Source organism: Klebsiella sp. CN_Kp091 (assembly GCF_040065095.1).
Lineage (GTDB): Bacteria > Pseudomonadota > Gammaproteobacteria > Enterobacterales > Enterobacteriaceae > Klebsiella > Klebsiella aerogenes.
In genome coordinates this window covers 38,591-58,708 of record NZ_JBEAIO010000046.1, presented here as the reverse complement: position 1 = coordinate 58,708, position 20,118 = coordinate 38,591, and the positions used below count along the sequence as shown (strand labels likewise).

The window sequence follows — 20,118 nt, the reverse complement described above, 5'->3', positions numbered from 1 at the left end:
CCTTATTGGTAATCGTGGCGCATCAGGCCAAACAGCCAGTCATTGTGCCAACGGCCATGTAGCCAGTAGCTCTCGCGTAGCTCTCCTTCCTGAATAAATCCTGTTTTTAGCAGCAGTTGTTTTGAGGCCTGGTTCCCGGCGGTGACGCTGGCGGTCAGGCGACGGATGCCGCCTGTAGAAAACGCGTAATCACATAGCGCCCGCAGTGATTCATATCCGTAGCCCTGGCCCTGCGCCTGTGGGGCGAAGAGAAAGCCCACTTCGGCAATATCATCATCGTGGTGGCAATAGCCGGTCAGGCCGAGGGGCGTATGGCTTTGCCGATCGCGAACCACCAGGCACAGCCAGTGCGCGGCCTTAGGCGACCAGACCGGCAGGCGCGCATCAAACGCGGCGCGGATATCGGAGATGGGCCGGTTATCCGCGACATAGAGCATCACCTGCGGATCCTGTTGCAGGCTGAGAAAAAAAGACCAGTCGTCAAGCTGCAGCGGCGAGCAGCGCAGCCGCGGCGTAAGCAGTTCGGGCATGTTGTCGGCTCTGGCAAAGGGAAAATAAAACCTTAACAGCACAGCCTGCCGACGGAAAGTGCCTCATGAAGACCTCGGCTCGCCGTACAGGCTGATGAGTCGCCGCACGACGCCGTTGGTCCAGCCGAAGCCATCCTGCAGCGGATACTCCCCGCCGCCGCCCTCATGTGGGACGCCGCTGGCGATATGATATTTCTCAATGAGCTTGTGGTGTTTAAGATAAAATTGATTCACCGTCTGCAGCCAGCTCTGGGCGATTTCATCGCCAAGCGGGTCGTGGCCGTACATTTTGAATCCCTGTACCGCCATCCACTGCAGCGGCGCCCAGCCGTTGGGTTTATCCCACTGTTCGCCGCTTTCATATTCCGTCGCCATGATGCCGCCAGGGGTGAGCAGACGCGCGCGTACGGCATCCGCCAGCCGTTCGGCCTGGGCGTGGGTTGCCATCCCGACATACAGCGTGACGATGCTGGCGGCGGAGAACAAGGCCAACTGCTCACGGCGCCAATCGTAATCGCGAAAACAGCCGCACTCTTCATCCCACAGGTAGCGGGTCACCGCCTCCCGGCGAGCGTTGGCTTTACGGCGAAATTCGGCTTCAGCCTCGCGATCGCCCTTCAGGCCGGAAAGATTGGCGATGGTATTTTCCAGCTTAAACAGAAAAGCGTTGAGGTCGATGGGAATAAACTGGGTGGTGCGGATGCTCGCAAGCCTGGTGATATCGCGCAGCCAGCGGCTGGAGTAGTCCCAGCCGGAAGCCGCACCGGCGCGCAGGTCTCGATAGACCTCGTTTGGCGGGCGGCCGGAATGCTTCGCCGTTTCGACATCTTCTCGCCAGGACTCATCGCGCGGCGTATCGCGGTCGTCCCAGTAGCGGTTAAGCAGCGAACCATCTGGCATACGCACCACGTGACGGTAGGCCTGGTTAGGGATCAGCGATTCCGCGCCGTCCATCCAGAAGGCGTGCTCTAATTTGAGATGGTCGAGATAGCGTCGCGCGCCGCGAACGCCATCTTCCTCAAACAGTTCAACCATCAGGGCGAACACCGGCGGCTGGGAGCGGCTGAGATAGTAGGTGCGATTGCCGTTAGGAATGTGGCCGTAGGTTTCAATCATCCAGGCGAAGTTGTCGGCCATGCATTTGAGCAAATCTTCACGGCCGCTTTCCGCCAGCCCCAGCATGGTGAAGTAGGAATCCCAGTAGTAGGTCTCGCTAAAACGCCCGCCGGGGACGATGTACGACTGCGGTAGCGCCAGCAGCGACGACCACGGAATATGATCCTGCGGTTCACGTGTGAGCACCGGCCACAGCTTATCGATATGCTCTTTTAGCGTCAGTTTCGGATCAGAAGTGTAATCATCGGCGCGGTTATCCGGCAGCCAGAAGTTGTCTTCCACAAACTGACGCAAATCGAACTCCGGCGTACGCTTAACCCGTCGATAGTGCATCAGGATATCCAGCGGATCGTGTTTCGGCGCGCAGTCGGGAAAGGTTTTACTATCAAGAAAAATGCGCGACTTTTGGACGTTGGTAAACAACTCGAGATAGCGGTCGGCGGGGGTCAGCGCGTCAGACGCCGGTAGCCCTTCGATGATCTCCGGCTCCGGTTCGGCGTCGAACATTTCATCCAGTTTTAACTCATACGGATCGGCTTCGTAGCACGGATCGTTTTCGATCCTCAACTCGTCGTCATCAACGTTGCGTAGTTTCTGGCTGAACATAGCGATACAGGCCTCCGGATAGCGTGAGTTTAGGGGCCGGGCATGCCCGGGCTCTCTAATAAGCGTAGACACTCGCTTCGGTCTGCGGAAGATAAACTGTGCGTCACGTCACGCTTTTCGCTAAGAAAAAACGGCGGAGAAGAAGAGCAGGTCTTTGAAATTAAAGGGTGAATATTTACCGATATCGTGAATGCGCGAAAACGAAATTCGGAGCATTCATTATGCAACAAAATTTGAACCGCCCCGGGTAAACGCAGGCGGTTGGCTCATTTACTCCCAGGCGGCTTCCAGCATCTCCAGCAGTTGCTCTGAATCCAGCGTGACCGGATTGGCTTTCATCGACGATGAACTACTGGCCGCCAGCGCGGCGGGTTCCAGCGCTTCGCGCGGCACGCCGAGGTCGCGTAAATTGCCGAGCCCCGAGCGCTGGCTCCATTCGCGCAGGCTTTGCCAGGCGTCATCCGGCGAGACGCCAAGTCCGGCGGCGATCCACTGGCGCACGTCGAGGAATCGCTGGCGCAGCGCCGGATTGGTTACCTGCGACTCATTGAGTTCCAGACCAAAGGGCAGCAGGCAGCCGCAGAGCGCGCCGTGGGAGGCATCGCTTAGCCCGCCAAGCGGCCCCGCAAGACCGTGAACCACGCCCAGCCCGGCGTTGGCCAGCGCCAGTCCGCCGCACAGGCTGACCCAGGCCAGCTCGTCGCGGCTGTCGGCACACTCTTTTTCCATCAGCGTTTTTAACGCGGCGATGCCGCGGGGGATCGCCTCCCGGCACAGGGCATCGGTGAAGGGGGTCGCCCGGGTGCATAGCCAGGGTTCGATAACCTGAGTTAAGGCATCAAGGCCGGAGCCGAGGGTGACGGTACGGGGGGCGTTATCCGTTAAAGCGGGATCGACAATCGCCAGCTGCGGCAGCATGCGGTCGTCGCGCAGGCTGACTTTGCGCTGCTGCAGCGGGACGTTGATGACCGCGTTTTTAGTGACCTCCGCGCCGGTGCCGGATGTTGTGGGAATAGCGACAAACGGTAGAGGGCTGGCTTCCAGTATTCTCCCCGTTCCGACGACTTCCAGATAGTCGATGACAGGCCCGCTTGCCGGGACCAGCGCGGCAATGGCTTTACCGGCATCAATGACCGCGCCGCCGCCGAGGCTGACCACCGCGCCAACGCCGCGCTCGCGCGCTAGCCGTACGCCGAGTTCAATATCGTCCAGCGTGGGTTCATTGGCGATAGCAAAAGTGCTGACCTGAAGATGCAATGCGCTCAGTTCGCTCAGTAAAAACTGGGCGCGGCTTTTGGTCGCGCCGTGAACCAGCAGCACCGGGGCATCATATTGCGCCAGCCACGGCGCGGCGCTGCGGGCCTGCCCGCGGCCAAAGCGGATATTGCCCGGCGTTAAAATGTTGAAGGGAGTGACCATGTGTAAGAGTACCTGTAGTGGATAATTATTCTGCAATCCACTATACACATTATCCGGCAAGCTTCATGTCTGCCATATTACGAAAAGGGTTGCTGACGATGATAAGAATCTTGGGTAAACGCTCGTCTATTAACGTGCGCAAGGTGCTCTGGACCTGCGAAGAGGCGGGGGTCGAGTATCAGCAGGAAGATTATGGCAGCGGCTATAGCCCGCTTGATACGCCGGAATTTTTGGCGCTCAATCCGAATGCGTTAGTGCCGGTGCTGGTGGATGATGATTTTGTCCTTTGGGAGTCGAACAGCATCTGCCGCTATCTGGCGCGTAAGGCCGGACGTGAGGATTTGTTGCCCTCGGCGTTACGTGCCGCGGCGCAGGTAGAACACTGGATGGACTGGCAGGCGACGGAGTTTAATAGCGCCTGGCGCTACGCTTTCACGGGGCTGGTGCGTAAAGACCCGCGTTTTCAGGACCCGGCGGCGATTAAAGAGAGTATTGCCGCGTGGACGCGCTGCGTACAGATTGTCGACAACCAGTTGCTGCGCACCGGCGCGTGGCTGACCGGCGAGACGTTTACGCTGGCGGATATCGTACTGGGGCTTTCGGTGCACCGCTGGAAAATGACGCCGTTCGCCCACCCGGAGATGGCAAACGTCGAACGCTGGTATATGGCCCTTAACCAGCGTCCGGCATTTATGCGCCACGGTAATAACGGCGTGGCGTAGCCGCTGATTTAGCGTTGCGGGCGGGTACTGCCCCTGACGATAAGCTTCCCTTGCAGGACATGCTGAACGGCGCTGGTTTCAACCGCGCCCAGCTGCGTTTTCAGCACGGCGATGGCGGTATCCACCATTTCCGATAGCGGCTGGACCCAGGTGGTTAAATTTATCAGCGGCCAGCTGGCCATGGCGATATCATCGAACCCGACGACGGAGATATCTTCGCCCGCCTTCATGCCCATTTCGCCGACAACCACGTTGAGGGCGGCGATGGCCATCATATCGTTGGCGCAAAATAGCGCGTCCGGCGGCGTTGGCAACGCCATCAGTCTGCGGGTGGCGTTCATCGCTTCTTCTATCGACCACATTCCGCTATCGCGCAGCATCGGGCGGGCGCCGCGGGCCTCCAGACGCTGTCGAAAGCCTGTCTCACGGTCGCGGCTGGTAGAGGAGGTATCTCTACCGGCAACAAATGCCAGCTGCTGATGGCCGAGATCCAGCAGGAAATCGGCAATTGCGGCGCCGCCAGCCAGGTTATCGCTGGTGACGCTGGAAACCGACCGGCTGTCGTTTTTGCGGTTGAGCAGCAGCACCGGCAGGCCGAGCTGCTGGCATTCATGAGCAAAGTGTGAAGAAAGGCTGCTGGACACCAGCACTAGCGCTTCAACACGATGACGCAGAATCTCTTCCATGATGGGGGTAGTGTCATCATCGCGGTACATCGAAAACAACAGTACCCGGTATCCCATCAGGTTCAACGCCTGTGACAGTTCATCCAGAACCGCGGCGTAGAAGGGATTCACCAACCCCGGAACGACAACACCAATAAGCGTTGAGCGGCGGGTGATCAGCGACTGGGCGATAAAGCTCGGACGATAGCCCAGCTCGGCGGCGATTTTACGCACCTTTTCTTTGGTGGCTGGCGAAATTTTCGCTCCTTCGGTAAAGGCGCGGGATACCGCAGATTGCGAGACGCCAGCCGCTTTCGCGACATCGTAACTGGTGACTGCTCGTTTGTTTTGACCTGCCATTCCGTTGCCTCTCCTGACCCATGCCCCGTCATTATGCGTGAATCTTCCCCCCTGTCACTAATTTTGCGATCTCCGTTGCATTCGAATGCATTGCTGCTTCACATAACATTTCATTCACGCCAGGATGCAAGTGAATTCGAATGCATTAGCATTTCATTAACATCATAGTGAGGCAAGTTATGGCTATCTGGCTCAAGCGCGGTGCGGAATCTGAAGCAGTGAAATCTCACGACCGTACGGTTCGTGAAGCGGTAGAGAAAATCCTGGCGGATATTGAAGCGCGCGGCGACGCAGCGGTGCGCGAGCTGTCGATTAAGTTCGATAAGCTCGATCGCGCAAACTTCCGCCTGTCGCAGCAGGAAATCGATGATTGCTATGCGCAGCTGTCGGATCGCGATATTGCCGATATCCGCTTTGCTCAGGAGCAGGTGCGTAATTTCGCGCAGCACCAGCGCGACAGCCTGAAAGATATTGAGGTTGAAACGCTGCCGGGCGTCATTCTGGGACACAAAAATATTCCGGTCAGCGCGGCGGGCTGCTACGTGCCGGGCGGGAAATATCCTCTGCTGGCGTCGGCGCATATGTCGATTATCACCGCGAAAGTTGCAGGCGTGCCGCGCATTGTCACCTGTGCGCCGCCGTTCAACGGTAAGCCGGCGCCGGCGATTGTGGTTGCGCAGCATATGGCAGGGGCCGACGAAATCTACTGCCTGGGCGGTATTCAGGCCGTGGCGGCGATGGCAGTCGGTACCGAGAGTATCGCCCCGGTGGATATGCTGGTAGGGCCGGGCAACGCCTTTGTCGCTGAAGCCAAGCGCCAGCTGTTTGGCCGCGTCGGTATCGATCTGTTCGCCGGGCCGACGGAAACCCTGGTCATTGCCGATGAAAGCGTGGATGGCGAAATCTGCGCCACCGACCTGTTAGGTCAGGCGGAGCATGGCCCTGATTCTCCGGCGATTTTGTTGACGACCTCGGAAACGCTGGCGCGCGAAACGCTGGCGGAAATTGAACGCCTGCTGGCGGTGCTGCCCACCGCGGAAATCGCGCGCCAGTCGTGGGCGAAGTTTGGCGAAATCATTGTGGCTGAAGACCGGGAAGAAATGCTGAAAATCGCCAATGAGCTGGCGTTCGAACATGTGCAGGTAATGACCTGCGACCCGGACTGGTTCCTCGAAAATATGCAGAACTTTGGCGCGTTGTTCCTGGGCCCGCGAACGAACGTAGCTTATGGCGATAAGGTTATCGGCACCAACCATACCCTGCCGACGCGTAAAGCGGCGCGTTATACCGGAGGGCTGTGGGTTGGGAAGTTCATCAAAACCTGCACCTATCAAAAGGTTCTTACCGATAGCGCCTCCGCGCAGATCGGCGAGTACTGTTCGCGTCTGTGCGCCCTCGAAGGTTTCTCCGGCCACGGTGAACAGGCCAATGTCCGCGTGCGCCGCTACGGCAATAAAGACGTTCCTTACGCTGGGATTCCTGAATAACCCGTAAGGTCTGAAACGGGAAGCGGGATACGCTCCCCAACTTAACATCGGCCGCCCGATAACAAGGAAATAAGCGGCGGCCATGCTGACGGATAACCCTATGGACGTATTGATTGCCTTACTGGCGTTAGGATTGCTGATGCTCGCCGCCTATCGCGGCTATAGCGTGATCCTTTTTGCCCCTTTGGTTGCGCTCGGCGCCGTATTACTCACCCAGCCAGCCGCTGTTGCCCCGGTATTCAGCGATATCTTCATGGATAAGCTGGTAGGGTTTGTAAAACTCTATTTCCCGGTTTTTTTACTCGGCGCGGTCTTCGGGAAATTAATTGAGTTTTCCGGATTTTCCCGTTCAATCGTAAGTGCTGTTACCCGACTGATGGGACAAAACAAGGCGATGCCGGTGATTATTCTGGTCTGCGCGTTGTTAACCTATGGTGGGGTTTCGTTATTCGTGGTGGTATTTGCGGTCTATCCCTTCGCCGCTGAGATGTTCCGCCAGAGCCAAATTCCGAAACGGCTAATGCCTGCGACTATCGCGCTGGGTGCCTTCACTTTTACGATGGATGCGCTACCGGGTTCGCCACAGATTCAGAATATTATTCCGACTACCTTTTACGGTACGACCTCTTGGGCGGCGCCCTGGCTTGGGGTACTGGGCTCTGCGTTTGTGGCTATTGGAGGCTGGTTATATCTGGAGGCGATGCGCCGTAAAGCGCAGCGCAGGGGAGAAGGTTATGGAAGCGAGTTGGTAAATGAACCTGAAACCCCGGCAGACCTTAACTTGCCGCACCCGGTGATCGCGCTGCTGCCGTTGATAATCGTCGGCGTCGCCAACCTGCTGTTTACCTGGCTTATCCCTCAGGCGTACGGTAGCCATTTCCTGATTGACCTGCCGGGACTGAAAGCGCCGATGGAAAGCGACGTGAAGAAGATGGTGGCGATTTGGGCGGTGATGGCGGCGTTATTGTGCGGAATTATCACTATCTTCTTGTTTGCCGGGCGTAGCCTGAAGGGTAAGCTGGCCGACGGTAGCAAAGTCGCCGTTGGCGGCGCGATGCTGGCGGCGTTGAATACTGCATCAGAGTATGGTTTTGGCGGGGTGATTGCCGCGCTGCCGGGGTTTGTTCAGGTGGCCGATGCGCTGAAAGCGATCCCAAATCCTTTACTCAATCAGGCGATTACGATCAATATTTTGTCCGGGATCACCGGTTCATCCTCCGGTGGAATGAGTATTGCCCTGGCGGCGATGGCGGACCGCTTTGTGGAGTCGGCGCATGCTGCGGGGATCCCGCTGGAAGTGATGCACCGTGTGGCGTCGATGGCGGCGGGCGGCATGGATACATTGCCGCACAATGGCGCGATCATCACTTTGCTGGCGGTGACCGGACTGACGCATCGCCAGGCCTATAAACCGATTCTCGGTATCACGTTGTTTAAAATCCTCGGTGCCTTTTTCATTATCGGCGTTTACTACGCCACCGGACTGGTATAAAGCCCGGGCCGTCGGCTGTCTGTGCCGACGGCCTTATTTATTTTTCAGCGTATTCGCTTTGCGCTGGCCGGGTAATGCCGCTACGATCCGCGTCTATTTTTTATCTCATCCCAAAAATGCGCGGCAGGTAGGTGAAGTTTGAACAAGCGGTTAGGCCTTGTGCTATTGGCATTACTGTTGGTTTCAGGCTGCTCCGGCACGCTGTCGCAAATGAGCCCTCCCAGCAATGAAACCAGCCTGGTGGGGCATAACGGGCAGCGGCTTTCCGTCGATACTTTCGTCAGCCATTACATGCGCGAGAAGCAGGTCAGCGGCGTGGTAGTGGCGATTATTCATCACAACGGTCCGGCGGAGTTTCACTGCTTCGGCGTGACGGATGAAAAGCAACGCTACCCGATAACTCCGCAAACGCTTTTTGCCCTCGGCTCTTTAAGTAAAGGCGTGACCGCTGAAGTGGTCACGATGCTGGTCAACGAGGGGCGTTTGCACTGGAACGATACGCTGCAAACCCTGCTGCCGCCGGGGACCGTGCTCAGCGACGACGCCCGCAAGATAACCTTGCTGCAACTGGTCACCCATACCTCCGGGCTGCCGCGTCAGCCGATGAACATGCTGTCGCTTGAGCATCTGTTGGCGTATCTCAACAATGGTGAAAACTTTTATCACGAACTTGATGCCGACGGGGTGCTGAGCTATCTGAGCAACTTCAATGCGCCGCTGGAGCGCGAGCCGGGTTATTCCAATCTTGGTTTTGCTATCCTGGGGTATATTCTCAAATACCAAACCGGCGAATCGATTGAGACGCTGGCTTCACGGATGATCTTCCGACCATTGGCGATGGGGAATACCAGCTTTCTGCCGCAAACGCTGCGCGAATATCCGTGGCGGGCGCTGGGGCACGCAGGCGATCAGCCGAAGTTTAAACCGCGCGGCGCGCTGACGCCGGACTGGCAGTTCACCAATAACATGGTTGGCGCGGCGAGTTTGTACAGCGATGCCGCCGATCTGATTAATTATGCCCGCGCTCACTTCGCGCCCACGGGGCAGACGGTGCTCGATAAGGCATTCAGGGACGTTAGCGTCGATTATTATCCGCGGCAAATTGAAGCAGCGAACATTGCCTGGGTGACCGACACATTTGGCCGGCAGCAATTGACCTATCAGGTGGGATACATCGGCGGCTATTCGAGCTATATCGGCTTCGATAAAGCGAATCAGAATGCGGTGGTGGTGCTGCAAAACAGCTTTAACTGGAGTAACTACATCGGCCATCAGATCCTACGTAATCTGGTGACGGAGTCAAAATGAAGCCCCGTCCTGAGACGGGGCTGCGCGGATTAACGCATGGTGACAAACTCTTCCGCTGCCGTCGGGTGAATGGCAACGGTGTTGTCGAAGTCTTTTTTGGTCGCGCCCATCTTCAGCGCTACCGCAAAGCCCTGCAGCATCTCATCCATTCCGAAGCCGATACCGTGAATACCGACAATCTTCTCTTCCGGGCCGACGCAGACCAGCTTCATGCGGCACGGCTGGCGGTGAGAGGTCACGGCGGTATACATCGCGGTGAAGGACGATTTGTACACCTTCACGGCGTCATCGCCGTACTGCTCGCGCGCCTGCGGCTCGGTTAAGCCAACGGTGCCGATTGGCGGGTGGCTGAAGACCACGGTCGGGATGTTGCTGTAGTCCAGGTGCTCTTCCGGCTTGTTGTTAAACAGGCGTTCGGACAGACGACGGCCTGCCGCCACGGCGACCGGCGTCAGCTCGACGGCGCCGGTATTATCGCCCACCGCGTAGATACCCGGTACGTTGGTGTTCTGGAACTTATCAACGATGATGTAGCCTTTATCGTTGGTTTTAACGCCCGTTGCCGCCAGGTTGAAGTTATCGGTCGCCGGTTCGCGGCCAATCGCCCAAATCAGGCAATCTACGGTCTGGCTGCGGCCATCTTCCAGCTCCAGAGTCAGGCTGCCGTCGGCATTCTTGACTACCGCCTTCGGAATTGCGTTCGTGTGCAGCTGCGGGCCTTCGGCGTTCATCACTTCCACCAGAGTCTCAACGATCAGCGGATCGAAGCTACGCAGCGGCGCGTGTTTACGCACGAACAGGTGCGTTTCGGCGCCGAGGCCGTTAATCACACCGGCCAGTTCAACGGCAATATAGCCCGCGCCGACTACCGCCACGCGCTTCGGCAGTGCCGGCAGTTCGAAGAAACCGTCGGAATCAATACCGTATTCCACACCCGGAATGTTCGGGTGGCTCGGGCGGCCGCCGGTGGCGATCAGGATATGATCGGCGGTAATGGTCTCGCCGTTGACTTCCACGGTATGGGCATCGACAAAGCGAGCGAACCCTTTGATAACATCAACTTTATTCTTACCCAGCACGTTGTCGTAAGAGGTATGAATACGGTCGATATAGGCGCTGCGGCTGGCGACCAGCTTATCCCAGTCGAAATGATTGATGGTGGTATCGAAACCGTAATCCGGGCCATACAGGTGGATTGCTTCGCGGATCTGCGCCGCATGCCACATTACTTTTTTCGGCACGCAGCCGACGTTGACGCAGGTGCCGCCCAGCTCTTTGGCTTCAATCAGCGCGCACTTCTGGCCGTACATCGCCGCACGGTTAATCGAGGCGATACCGCCGCTGCCGCCGCCGATGGCGAGGTAATCATAATGTTTGCTCATGCCCATATGTCCTTAATCGTTAATTTCCGCGATTGTAGCGCGAGGCTTAAAAGGTTCCACCGATGGTTGCGATTACTCCGGTACGATCCAACTCACGGTCGCGTGACCGGTACCGGCTGGAACCAGTTTGCTGTGCAGCCACGGCAGTACGTTATTCATCTGCTGTTCCAGCTTCCATGGCGGGTTGATGACGATCATCCCGGAGGCGGTCATGCCGCGCTGGTCGCTGTCCGGACGCACCGCCAGCTCGATTTGCAGAATTTTGCGAATACCGGTGGCTTCTAAATCTTTGATCATGCGTTTGATTTGCGCGCGCAGCACCACCGGATACCACAGTGCGTAGGTGCCGGTGGCGAAGCGTTTATAACCTTCGTTGATCCCGGTGACCACCGCCTGATAATCGGTTTTGATTTCGTACGGCGGGTCGATAAGAATCAGACCGCGACGGGAAACCGGCGGCAGCTTGGCCTTCAGCTGCTGATAACCGTCGGCTTTATCGACGCGCGCGCGGCTGTCTTTCTGGAACTCGGCGCGCAGCAGCGGGAAATCGCTCGGGTGCAGTTCGGTCATCTGCAGGCTGTCCTGCTCGCGCAGCAGCTGGCGCGCGATAAGCGGCGAACCCGGGTAGTAACGCAGCTGGCCGCTGCGGTTGAAGTGTTCGACGACCGAAATATACGGCTCCAGCTCGGTCGGTAGATCGTCCTGCTGCCAGATACGGGCGATGCCTTCAAGATACTCGCCGGTACGTTCGGCGTGCTCGCCGCTCAGCTGATATCGGCCCGCGCCGGCGTGGGTGTCCAGGTAGAGAAACGGTTTTTCTTTCTCTTTCAGCGATTCAATGATCAAACTCTGAACGGTGTGTTTAAGGACGTCGGCGTGGTTGCCTGCGTGAAAGCTGTGGCGATAACTGAGCATGGATGCAGAGATTCCGGAAATAAACAAGTTAACCGACAGTTTACCGCAGTTCGCCCAGGATTGCCGCTGTCGCACCGCCTGTCATTGAAATTCCCGCAACTATCCCCCATTCTAGATCTCATGCAAAAGCGCCGGAACGCGCGCTTCATTCACCCTCTTCAACAGGACAGCGCATATGACCAATCCATTACTGACGCCTTTTTCATTGCCGCCATTTTCTGCAATCAAACCGGAGCACGTGGTCCCTGCGGTCACCAAAGCGCTGGATGATTGCCGGGCTGCGGTGGAAAGCGCGGTGGCGCACGGCGCGCCGTATAGCTGGGAAAATCTTTGCCAGCCGCTGGCGGAAGTGGACGATGTGCTGGGACGCATCTTCTCGCCAATCAGCCATTTGAATTCGGTAAAAAACAGCCCGGAGCTGCGTGAAGCCTACGAACAGACGCTGCCGCTGCTCTCCGAGTACAGCACCTGGGTCGGCCAGCATGAAGGTCTGTATAAAGCCTACCGCGACCTGCGCGACGGCGACAACTACGCCACCTTGAATACCGCGCAGAAAAAAGCGGTCGATAACGCGCTGCGCGATTTTGAATTATCCGGGATTGGCCTGCCGGCAGAAGCGCAGAAACGCTACGGCGAAATCGCCGCGCGCCTCTCTGAACTTGGCAATCTGTACAGCAACAACGTGCTTGATGCCACCATGGGCTGGAACAAGCTGGTGACCGACGTCGCCGACCTCGCAGGCATGCCGGAAAGCGCGCTGGCCGCCGCTCAGGCCCAGGCGCAGGCGAAAGAGCAGGAAGGGTATCTGCTGACCCTGGATATTCCGAGCTACCTGCCGGTGATGACCTACTGCGATAACCAGGCGCTGCGCGAAGAGATGTATCGCGCCTATTCCACCCGCGCCTCCGATCAGGGGCCGAACGCCGGTAAATGGGATAACAGCCCGGTGATGGCGGAGATCCTCGCGCTGCGTCACGAGCTGGCGCAACTACTGGGCTTTGACAGCTACGCCTTTAAATCTCTGGCCACCAAAATGGCCGAAAACCCGCAGCAGGTGCTCGATTTCCTGACCGACCTCGCAAAACGCGCGCGTCCGCAGGGCGAGAAAGAGCTGGCTCAGCTGCGCGCCTTCGCCAAAGCCGAGTTTGGCGTCGATGAACTGCAGCCGTGGGATATCGCTTACTACAGCGAAAAACAGAAGCAGCATCTCTACAGCATCAGCGATGAGCAGCTGCGCCCGTATTTCCCGGAAAACAAAGCCGTTAACGGCCTGTTTGAAGTGGTTAAGCGCATTTATGGCATTACTGCCAAAGAGCGTACCGATGTCGATGTGTGGCATCCGGAAGTGCGTTTCTTCGAGCTGTATGACGAAAATAACGAGCTGCGCGGCAGCTTCTATCTCGACCTGTATGCCCGCGAACATAAACGCGGTGGGGCTTGGATGGATGACTGCGTCGGCCAGATGCGTAAGCTGGATGGTTCCCTGCAGAAACCGGTCGCTTATCTAACCTGTAACTTCAACCGTCCGGTAAACGGCAAACCGGCGCTGTTCACGCACGATGAAGTGATTACCCTGTTCCACGAGTTCGGCCATGGTCTGCACCACATGCTGACCCGCATTGATACTGCTGGCGTTTCCGGCATCAGCGGGGTGCCGTGGGATGCGGTCGAGCTGCCGAGCCAGTTTATGGAAAACTGGTGCTGGGAGCCGGAAGCGCTGGCCTTTATCTCCGGTCATTACGAAACCGGTGAACCGCTGCCGCAGGAGCTGTTGGAGAAAATGCTGGCGGCGAAAAACTACCAGGCGGCGATGTTTATTCTCCGCCAGTTGGAGTTCGGTCTGTTCGATTTCCGTCTACACGCGGAATACTCGCCGGAGCAGGGGGCGAAAATCCTCGAGACGCTGGCCGAGATTAAAAAGCAGGTCGCCGTGGTGCCGGGCCCAACCTGGGGCCGCTTCCCGCATGCGTTCAGCCATATCTTCGCGGGTGGCTATGCCGCGGGCTACTACAGCTATCTGTGGGCCGATGTATTGGCGGCAGATGCCTTCTCACGCTTCGAAGAAGAGGGGATTTTCAACCGTGAAACCGGTCAGTCATTCCTCGACAATATCCTGAGCCGCGGCGGTTCCGAAGAGCCGATGGAGCTGTTCAAACGCTTCCGCGGGCGCGAGCCGCAGCTGGACGCGATGCTTGAGCATTACGGGATCAAAGGCTGATTGCTACGTGAAGATCTGCTTAATTGATGAAACAGGCGCCGGTGACGGCGCCTTATCTGTTTTGGCCGCCCGTTGGGGGCTGGAGCATGATGCTGAGAATCCGATGGCGCTGGTGCTGACGGACGCGCATCTGGAGCTGCGTAAGCGCGATGAACCCAAGCTTGGCGGCATCTTTGTCGATTTCGTCGGCGGCGCGATGGCCCATCGGCGCAAGTTTGGCGGCGGCCGCGGTGAAGCGGTAGCCAAAGCGGTGGGCATTAAAGGCGATTATCTCCCGGATGTTGTCGACGCTACCGCCGGGCTGGGGCGTGATGCCTTCGTGCTGGCGTCGGTCGGCTGTCGCGTGCGGATGCTGGAGCGTAATCCGGTGGTCGCCGCGCTGCTCGACGATGGTTTGAAACGTGGCTATGCCGATGCGGAGATCGGCGGCTGGCTGCAGGAGCGCTTACAGCTGATTCATGCCTCCAGCCTCAATGCGTTGACCGATATCACCCCGCGCCCGCAGGTGGTTTATCTGGATCCGATGTTTCCCCATAAGCAGAAAAGCGCGCTGGTCAAAAAAGAGATGCGGGTATTTCAGTCGCTGGTGGGGCCGGATTTAGACGCCGATGGTCTGTTGGCGCCGGCTCGACAGCTGGCGACCAAACGAGTGGTGGTGAAGCGTCCGGACTATGCGCCGCCGCTGGCAGATGTCGCCACGCCGAACGCGGTGGTGACCAAAGGACATCGTTTTGATATTTATGCCGGTACGCCGGCGTAATATTACGCCGTGGTAGTATTTCCCGGATAGCGGCGCAAAGCGCCTTATCCGGGCTACTTATTGAGGCCTAACGCGGCCAACTATTCTGAAAGAAATCATTCTCTAATAGATAGCTTAAGTTTTCAGCCTGCCATGGGCAACCGAGGCATTTGCCGGGCATTTCAACTTCAATGGGCGCGATCGGATTGGTATATATTAGCGCGAACTTTCGCCAGAGAACGTTGCGCATTTTAATTTCGCGTATATCAGTATAAGGGATACGCTGGTAATTATCTTTGTAATCATAAAACAATGAAAGATTAAGCTGGACTATTTGTGTGTCGGCGAAGTACAGCACCGCTGGCTTCGAACGAATAAGACCATGAACATATTTTCGTTCATCAATGGTTTCATTTGGCAATAATTCGCTAAGTATCTGGAGCAAGTTATCCCTTTTAAACCCATTATTCATAATAATTCCTTTTATCTATGATTTATTTACCGGACGCTTGTGTTTGAAATGTGTTCGCGGTTTTTCATATGTATTAATTAAGGCCACGTATCTTGCAGAGTAGTTTATCATACTAAAAACACCACAAATAATATGGTAATAAAATAAGACTTATGCTTATTTTCCTGCGGAGATATTTGGGGTCTATATCAAATATATTTTTATATTGATATTATAAATAAAAAGCGGTGACCGGATAGATAGAGCATTAGAAAGTAGCCCGGCTCGCGTAGCGCAAGCCGGGAACCGCAATACTTAAACAAACGGCGCCAGCGGATCGGCAATCTCAAACGCGGCGGCTTTATCGGCTTTCGGCGGATAGATAAGTTCGCTGACGATCGACACCTTCACCTTTTTTGCCTCTTCGCGCGTCAGTTTCACCTGCTGATCCCAACCCTCGGTGTAAACCGCGCCCCAGGCGCCGAGATCCAGACAGGTAACGTAGGTTTCCTGGCGATAGGGCAGCGGCGCGACGCCCAGCAGGCCGGCGGCGGCGTTATTACCGGCGAATTTACCGAGCAGGATAGCGTGCTGGCAAGTCATCAGGGCGTGATTGCCCTTATCATCGGTCGCGGCATAGGCCACGTCGCCGGTCGCGTAGATATCATCGTAACCCACCACCTGTAGTTCGGCGTTGACATGCAGACGCCCTTGACGGTCGCGCGGCGCATCGATTTGCGCTGTTAGATTATTCGCCTGCACGCCGACGGTCCAAATCACGGTCTGCGAGTCGATACGCTTTCCGTCTTTCAGGTTCACGCCAGCGGCATCGACGCTTGCCACTTCAGCATTCACAAGCCACTCGACGCCCAGTTCTTTTGAGGCCTGAATGATGACTTCACGCAGCGCATCGCTGTATCGAGAGCCCGGCTGCGGACCGCGTTCAACTACGACTACTCTGGTCTTAGAATTCGAGCCGAAGATCGCGCGCAGCTTGGTCGGTAATTCCATCGCCATCTCGATACCGGTAAAGCCGCCGCCGCAGACTACCACGGTGTTGCGCGCATCGCTTTGCGGACGCTGTGCTAAAGCAATTAAGTGGTTTTCCAGCGTCGTAGCGCTTTCGAGCTGATCGAGGTCGAAAGCGTGCTGTGCCGCGCCCGTAACCATCGCGCGGTTGACGTGACTACCGCTCGCCAGGACTAAACGATCCCAGTACTGAGCGTGGCTTTCGCCGTTGCTATCGGTCCAGGTTACCGTTTTATCCGCGGGATGGATCTGCGACACGCTGCCACGAAGAAAACGGATCCCGGTAGCATCGAACAGTGGCTGTAGCGGCGCAACCAGCGACGGTACGTCGCTTTCGTAGAAACGAGGACGAATGCGCAGCTCAGGCTGCGGCGCAATGACTGTGATATCAACGGCCTGCTGTTGATTTTTTTCCGCTAAACGCGCGGCGCTCAGGGCCGCCCACATCCCGGCAAAACCGGCGCCTACGATCAGGATTTGTTTACGCATCTTTTTTCACTCGCTGTTAACTACGATTCATTTACTCGGATTTTATTGGTCGTAGTTAAGAAAAGCAACGCCTCTCACGCGATCCTGAGGATCCTTTAGCAGCGTTTTTATTTAATATACTGATAAATAATAAATTAAATTTTTGTCTTGCGAGGGGAGATATCAGATATCTGGAATGAGGCGGTGGGAAAAGCTACAATAACTCAGATTAATATTGGCTGAGATAAGTGAATGGCATTTTACAGTTCCGGAGTTGAGTACGGCATCCATAGCCTGATGTGTATGGTGGACAGCAAAGGCGACGCCCGCGATATGAGCGTGCGCGAAATCGCCGAGCTGCAAAACGTGCCCTACGATTATCTGGCCAAGATTTTTACCCGCCTATCGAAAGCGGGCCTAGTGCGCAGTATTGAAGGCAAAGGCGGCGGCTTTCAGCTTGCCAGAGCGGCTGAGCACATCACCGTGTTGGATGTTGCCAACGCTATTGATGGCGAAAAGCGTATTTTCGAGTGCCGTGAGATCCGCCAGCGTCTTGCGGTGTTTGATGAGCAGCCGCCGCAGTGGGCCTGCGAAGGTATTTGCGGTGTGCGTGCGGTCATGGATATGGCGCAGCAGCGAATGGAAGAGGCGTTAGGCCAGCATACTATCCTCGATCTGGCGCGTAAGATGTACCGTAAAGCGCCGGATGAGTTTGTGATTGAAGTGCAGGAGTGGATCGCGGCGCGTAAGAACTAGGCCGCGCGCCCCGGCGGTTGTCGCCGGGGCGGCTAACGGGTTACTCGGCGCTGGCCGGGGTATTGATCATCCGGTTCAGCCACGGCACCATAAAGGCCATCACCACCGTCACCGCCAGGGTCACGAGGCCAATTTTACTAAACACGTTGGTGTAGATCGGCAGCGTCTGCAGCGGGTCGGTTATATTTTCCGGCACCGCGGTGAAGGTCGCGACATAGCCGCCCATCAGGAACGCGGCGGCCTGTGTCAGGAACCACATCCCCAGAATAAAGCCCATCAGCCGCTGCGGAACCAGCGCGGCGACCATCGCCAGTCCCAGGGCGCTAATCAGCAGTTCGCCGAGACTCTGGAACAGATAAACCAGCACGATAAACCATGGCGAGGTGAGCCCCTGCGGGTCGGCAAACCACATCCCGGCCGCGGCGGCGGTCAGAAAGCCCAGCGCGCAGAGGAACATGCCGAGAGTGAATTTCATCGGCATGGTCAGGTCTTTACCTTTGTTGCCAAGACGGGTGTAGATAGCCGCCAGTACCGGGCTGGCGACCACCACCCAGAACGGGTTCAACGCCTGGAAACTCACCGGGTTAATCGCGATGCCGAGAATGTCGTGATGCACGTTATTGATGGCGAAGAAGTTCAGCGAGGTTGGCATCTGGGCGTACAGGATATAAAACACCACCGCTTCGAGCATCAGGATGAAGGCGACGAACATCTTGTTGCGGCCGGTTTTATCGAGGCGGAAGGCTTCGCGGAAGAAGAAAATCGTCACCACGATGGACAGCACAATCAGCACCAGGTTGGCGATTTTAACGTTATGCATCAGCCAGGCGCAGAGGAAAATCATCACCACGGTGCCGACCAGCACGTACAGCAGATTACGGAAACTCAGCGGCTGATGATCCGGGGTTGAACCGATATCTTTCACCATTCCGCGGCAGGCGAAGTAGACCAGCAGCGCGACGATAAGCCCGGCGCCGCACAAGTTGTAGGTCACCGCGTAGCCGAACTTATCGGCAATAACCGGCGCCAACGACAGCGACAGTAGCGAGCCGATGTTAATCGACATATAAAACAGGGTGAAGGCGCCGTCGAGACGGGCGTCTTTCGGCGGATAGCATTTTGACAGTAGGCTCGCTGGATTGGCTTTAAACAGCCCATTGCCGACGGCGATAGTGCCAAGCGCGATAAAGATAAGGTCGGGTTTGAGCAGCGACAGGCCGGTCATAAAGTAGCCGATAGCCAGCACGACGGCGCCGAGCACCAGCGTGCGTTTGGTTCCCAGCAGATGGTCACCGACATAGCCGCCGATGGAAATGAGGCCGTAGACCAGCGCCGCAAAGGCGCCAAAGGTGATAAATGCCTGTTCCTGAGAGAAACCAAGCTGTTTAACAAAGAACACCGCCAGGATGCCCTGGACGCCGTAATAGCCAAAACGCTCCCATAACTCTACAAAAAAGATCATGAAGAACGGACGGGGTTGCTGCAGCAAGCCCGTAGGTGCAGTTGTTTTCATATTCCTTCGCCTTTTAGTGCTATCCCAAAAAGTATGAACGCGTCTGCCAAAACGCGCCGAAAAAGTCTTATGGCCCATAATGATTCGGCCATTGGCTGAATGTATAGATTATTATATAGATATTAATTCTAATAAATGGTTGATCACACTAACCGATATTAATTATCTGGATTGATATACTGATGGGGTCAATGGGGTTCAGGCGGGATGCAGCATAAAAACAAAAACGCCCGCAGGCGCGGGCGTTGGCTGGCGAGGAAAAGCGATTATTCGTCTTCTTCGTCGCGCAGCGGTACGATCAGCATATCAACGTGAACGGTGTTGATCAGCTGACGCGCGGAGGACATCAGCTTGCTCCAGAAGTCCTGATGGTGACCGCAGACCACCAGGTCCATATCATATTTTTTAATCGCGTCGACCAGCACCTGGCCAAGATCGCCGCTGCCGCTCAGGGTTTCGGTAATCGGGTAGCCGGCGTTGGTGGAAAGCTCGGTCAGCGCGTGGTGCGTCTCTTCAGAGATGCGTTTCTGCATGTCGCCCAGATTGACATCGATAAGACCGGTGTAGAGGTCGGAGTAATTCACATCCACGTGAATCAGGGAAACTTTCGCATTGTAGGGACGCGCCATAGAAACCGCTTTCTCTACCAGCACTTTGCTTTCCGGTGATAGGTCTACTGCAATAAGAATGTGTTTGTAAGCCATAGTGTTACTCCTTCCATAAGTTGTCGATGACCGTTGGACCAGACAGCCTGTGCTGTCGATTCGCCCGCGTCCTGCAAGCTAGATTCGCGGGGGGTAAGCCTTTAAGGACTTAATTGTAGAAGATAATTTCTACAATATAGCGCCCCTCGCACTCCGTCAATGCACCTGGTTCACCGTTAGTTAAACAAATTATTCCGTCTTACGTATTGATAACGATTAACCTTGTGGTAAAAAAATT

17 protein-coding genes are annotated in these 20,118 nt (G+C 56.4%); 7 read left to right on the top strand and 10 right to left on the bottom strand.

Annotated features, from left to right (window positions below; all coding sequences use genetic code 11):
• Nucleotides 1-2: 2 nt before the first annotated feature.
• The 3 genes from ABLV17_RS19590 to ABLV17_RS19580 all read right to left on the bottom strand — a co-directional run bounded on the left by ABLV17_RS19590 (nucleotide 3) and on the right by ABLV17_RS19580 (nucleotide 3,671).
• Nucleotides 3-530: a GNAT family protein gene (locus ABLV17_RS19590; protein WP_348854555.1), complete on the bottom strand. Its 528-nt coding sequence runs from the start codon at nucleotides 528-530 to the stop codon at nucleotides 3-5.
• A gap of 63 nt (nucleotides 531-593) precedes the next feature.
• Nucleotides 594-2,252, bottom strand: coding sequence for an alpha,alpha-trehalase (locus ABLV17_RS19585; RefSeq protein WP_047078846.1), 1,659 nt, complete (start codon nucleotides 2,250-2,252; stop codon nucleotides 594-596).
• A gap of 270 nt (nucleotides 2,253-2,522) precedes the next feature.
• On the bottom strand, nucleotides 2,523-3,671 hold the full coding sequence (locus ABLV17_RS19580; RefSeq protein ID WP_308957676.1) for an iron-containing alcohol dehydrogenase: 1,149 nt from the start codon (nucleotides 3,669-3,671) through the stop codon (nucleotides 2,523-2,525).
• Nucleotides 3,672-3,769: 98 nt separating this feature from the next.
• Here ABLV17_RS19580 and ABLV17_RS19575 point away from each other — a divergent pair, with 98 nt between their 5' ends.
• Nucleotides 3,770-4,393, top strand: coding sequence for a glutathione S-transferase (locus ABLV17_RS19575; RefSeq protein WP_113373995.1), 624 nt, complete (start codon nucleotides 3,770-3,772; stop codon nucleotides 4,391-4,393).
• Between the two features lie 8 nt (nucleotides 4,394-4,401).
• Here the strand turns inward: ABLV17_RS19575 and ABLV17_RS19570 are convergent, their stop codons facing one another.
• Complete coding sequence (locus ABLV17_RS19570) at nucleotides 4,402-5,418, bottom strand: LacI family DNA-binding transcriptional regulator (RefSeq protein WP_348854554.1); 1,017 nt, start codon at nucleotides 5,416-5,418, stop codon at nucleotides 4,402-4,404.
• 179 nt (nucleotides 5,419-5,597) lie between these two features.
• Between ABLV17_RS19570 and hisD the strand changes: the two genes are divergently transcribed.
• From hisD to ABLV17_RS19555, 3 genes are all read left to right on the top strand, one after another.
• The gene (gene hisD, locus ABLV17_RS19565; RefSeq protein ID WP_348854553.1) at nucleotides 5,598-6,905 is read left to right on the top strand and encodes a histidinol dehydrogenase; all 1,308 of its coding nucleotides are present in this window, start codon (nucleotides 5,598-5,600) and stop codon (nucleotides 6,903-6,905) included.
• Nucleotides 6,906-7,005: 100 nt separating this feature from the next.
• Nucleotides 7,006-8,397 (top strand): GntP family permease, encoded by a 1,392-nt coding sequence (locus tag ABLV17_RS19560; protein WP_026612201.1) that lies wholly within the window; start codon nucleotides 7,006-7,008, stop codon nucleotides 8,395-8,397.
• A 210-nt stretch (nucleotides 8,398-8,607) separates the two neighbouring features.
• Entirely contained in the window at nucleotides 8,608-9,705 is a 1,098-nt protein-coding gene (locus tag ABLV17_RS19555) for a serine hydrolase domain-containing protein (protein WP_183269089.1), read from the top strand.
• 29 nt (nucleotides 9,706-9,734) lie between these two features.
• On the opposite strand, the gene gorA is transcribed toward ABLV17_RS19555, so the two are convergent.
• Complete coding sequence (gene gorA, locus ABLV17_RS19550; RefSeq protein ID WP_045359206.1) at nucleotides 9,735-11,087, bottom strand: glutathione-disulfide reductase; 1,353 nt, start codon at nucleotides 11,085-11,087, stop codon at nucleotides 9,735-9,737.
• A 72-nt stretch (nucleotides 11,088-11,159) separates the two neighbouring features.
• A complete protein-coding gene (locus ABLV17_RS19545; protein ID WP_015703746.1) occupies nucleotides 11,160-12,002 on the bottom strand; it encodes a 23S rRNA (adenine(2030)-N(6))-methyltransferase RlmJ in 843 nt (280 codons plus the stop codon).
• Between the two features lie 175 nt (nucleotides 12,003-12,177).
• Between ABLV17_RS19545 and prlC the strand changes: the two genes are divergently transcribed.
• Both prlC and rsmJ read left to right on the top strand, forming a co-directional pair.
• Nucleotides 12,178-14,220, top strand: coding sequence for an oligopeptidase A (prlC, locus tag ABLV17_RS19540; RefSeq protein WP_015369266.1), 2,043 nt, complete (start codon nucleotides 12,178-12,180; stop codon nucleotides 14,218-14,220).
• A gap of 7 nt (nucleotides 14,221-14,227) precedes the next feature.
• Nucleotides 14,228-14,980 carry a 16S rRNA (guanine(1516)-N(2))-methyltransferase RsmJ gene (gene rsmJ / locus ABLV17_RS19535; protein WP_049052009.1) on the top strand — a complete coding sequence of 251 codons (753 nt, stop codon included), beginning with the start codon at nucleotides 14,228-14,230 and terminating at the stop codon, nucleotides 14,978-14,980.
• Between the two features lie 67 nt (nucleotides 14,981-15,047).
• On the opposite strand, the gene ABLV17_RS19530 is transcribed toward rsmJ, so the two are convergent.
• Nucleotides 15,048-15,431: a hypothetical protein gene (locus tag ABLV17_RS19530; protein WP_271032812.1), complete on the bottom strand. Its 384-nt coding sequence runs from the start codon at nucleotides 15,429-15,431 to the stop codon at nucleotides 15,048-15,050.
• A gap of 294 nt (nucleotides 15,432-15,725) precedes the next feature.
• A complete protein-coding gene (locus ABLV17_RS19525; RefSeq protein ID WP_087859009.1) occupies nucleotides 15,726-16,928 on the bottom strand; it encodes an NAD(P)/FAD-dependent oxidoreductase in 1,203 nt (400 codons plus the stop codon).
• Nucleotides 16,929-17,159: 231 nt separating this feature from the next.
• On the opposite strand from ABLV17_RS19525, the gene ABLV17_RS19520 reads away from it, so the two are divergent.
• Entirely contained in the window at nucleotides 17,160-17,663 is a 504-nt protein-coding gene (locus ABLV17_RS19520) for an Rrf2 family transcriptional regulator (protein ID WP_015369269.1), read from the top strand.
• A gap of 40 nt (nucleotides 17,664-17,703) precedes the next feature.
• Here ABLV17_RS19520 and dtpB read toward each other — a convergent pair whose 3' ends face one another.
• Nucleotides 17,704-19,176, bottom strand: coding sequence for a dipeptide/tripeptide permease DtpB (gene dtpB / locus ABLV17_RS19515; RefSeq protein WP_047076082.1), 1,473 nt, complete (start codon nucleotides 19,174-19,176; stop codon nucleotides 17,704-17,706).
• A 266-nt stretch (nucleotides 19,177-19,442) separates the two neighbouring features.
• Complete coding sequence (gene uspA, locus ABLV17_RS19510; RefSeq protein WP_004145166.1) at nucleotides 19,443-19,880, bottom strand: universal stress protein UspA; 438 nt, start codon at nucleotides 19,878-19,880, stop codon at nucleotides 19,443-19,445.
• Between the last annotated feature and the right edge of the window lie 238 nt (nucleotides 19,881-20,118).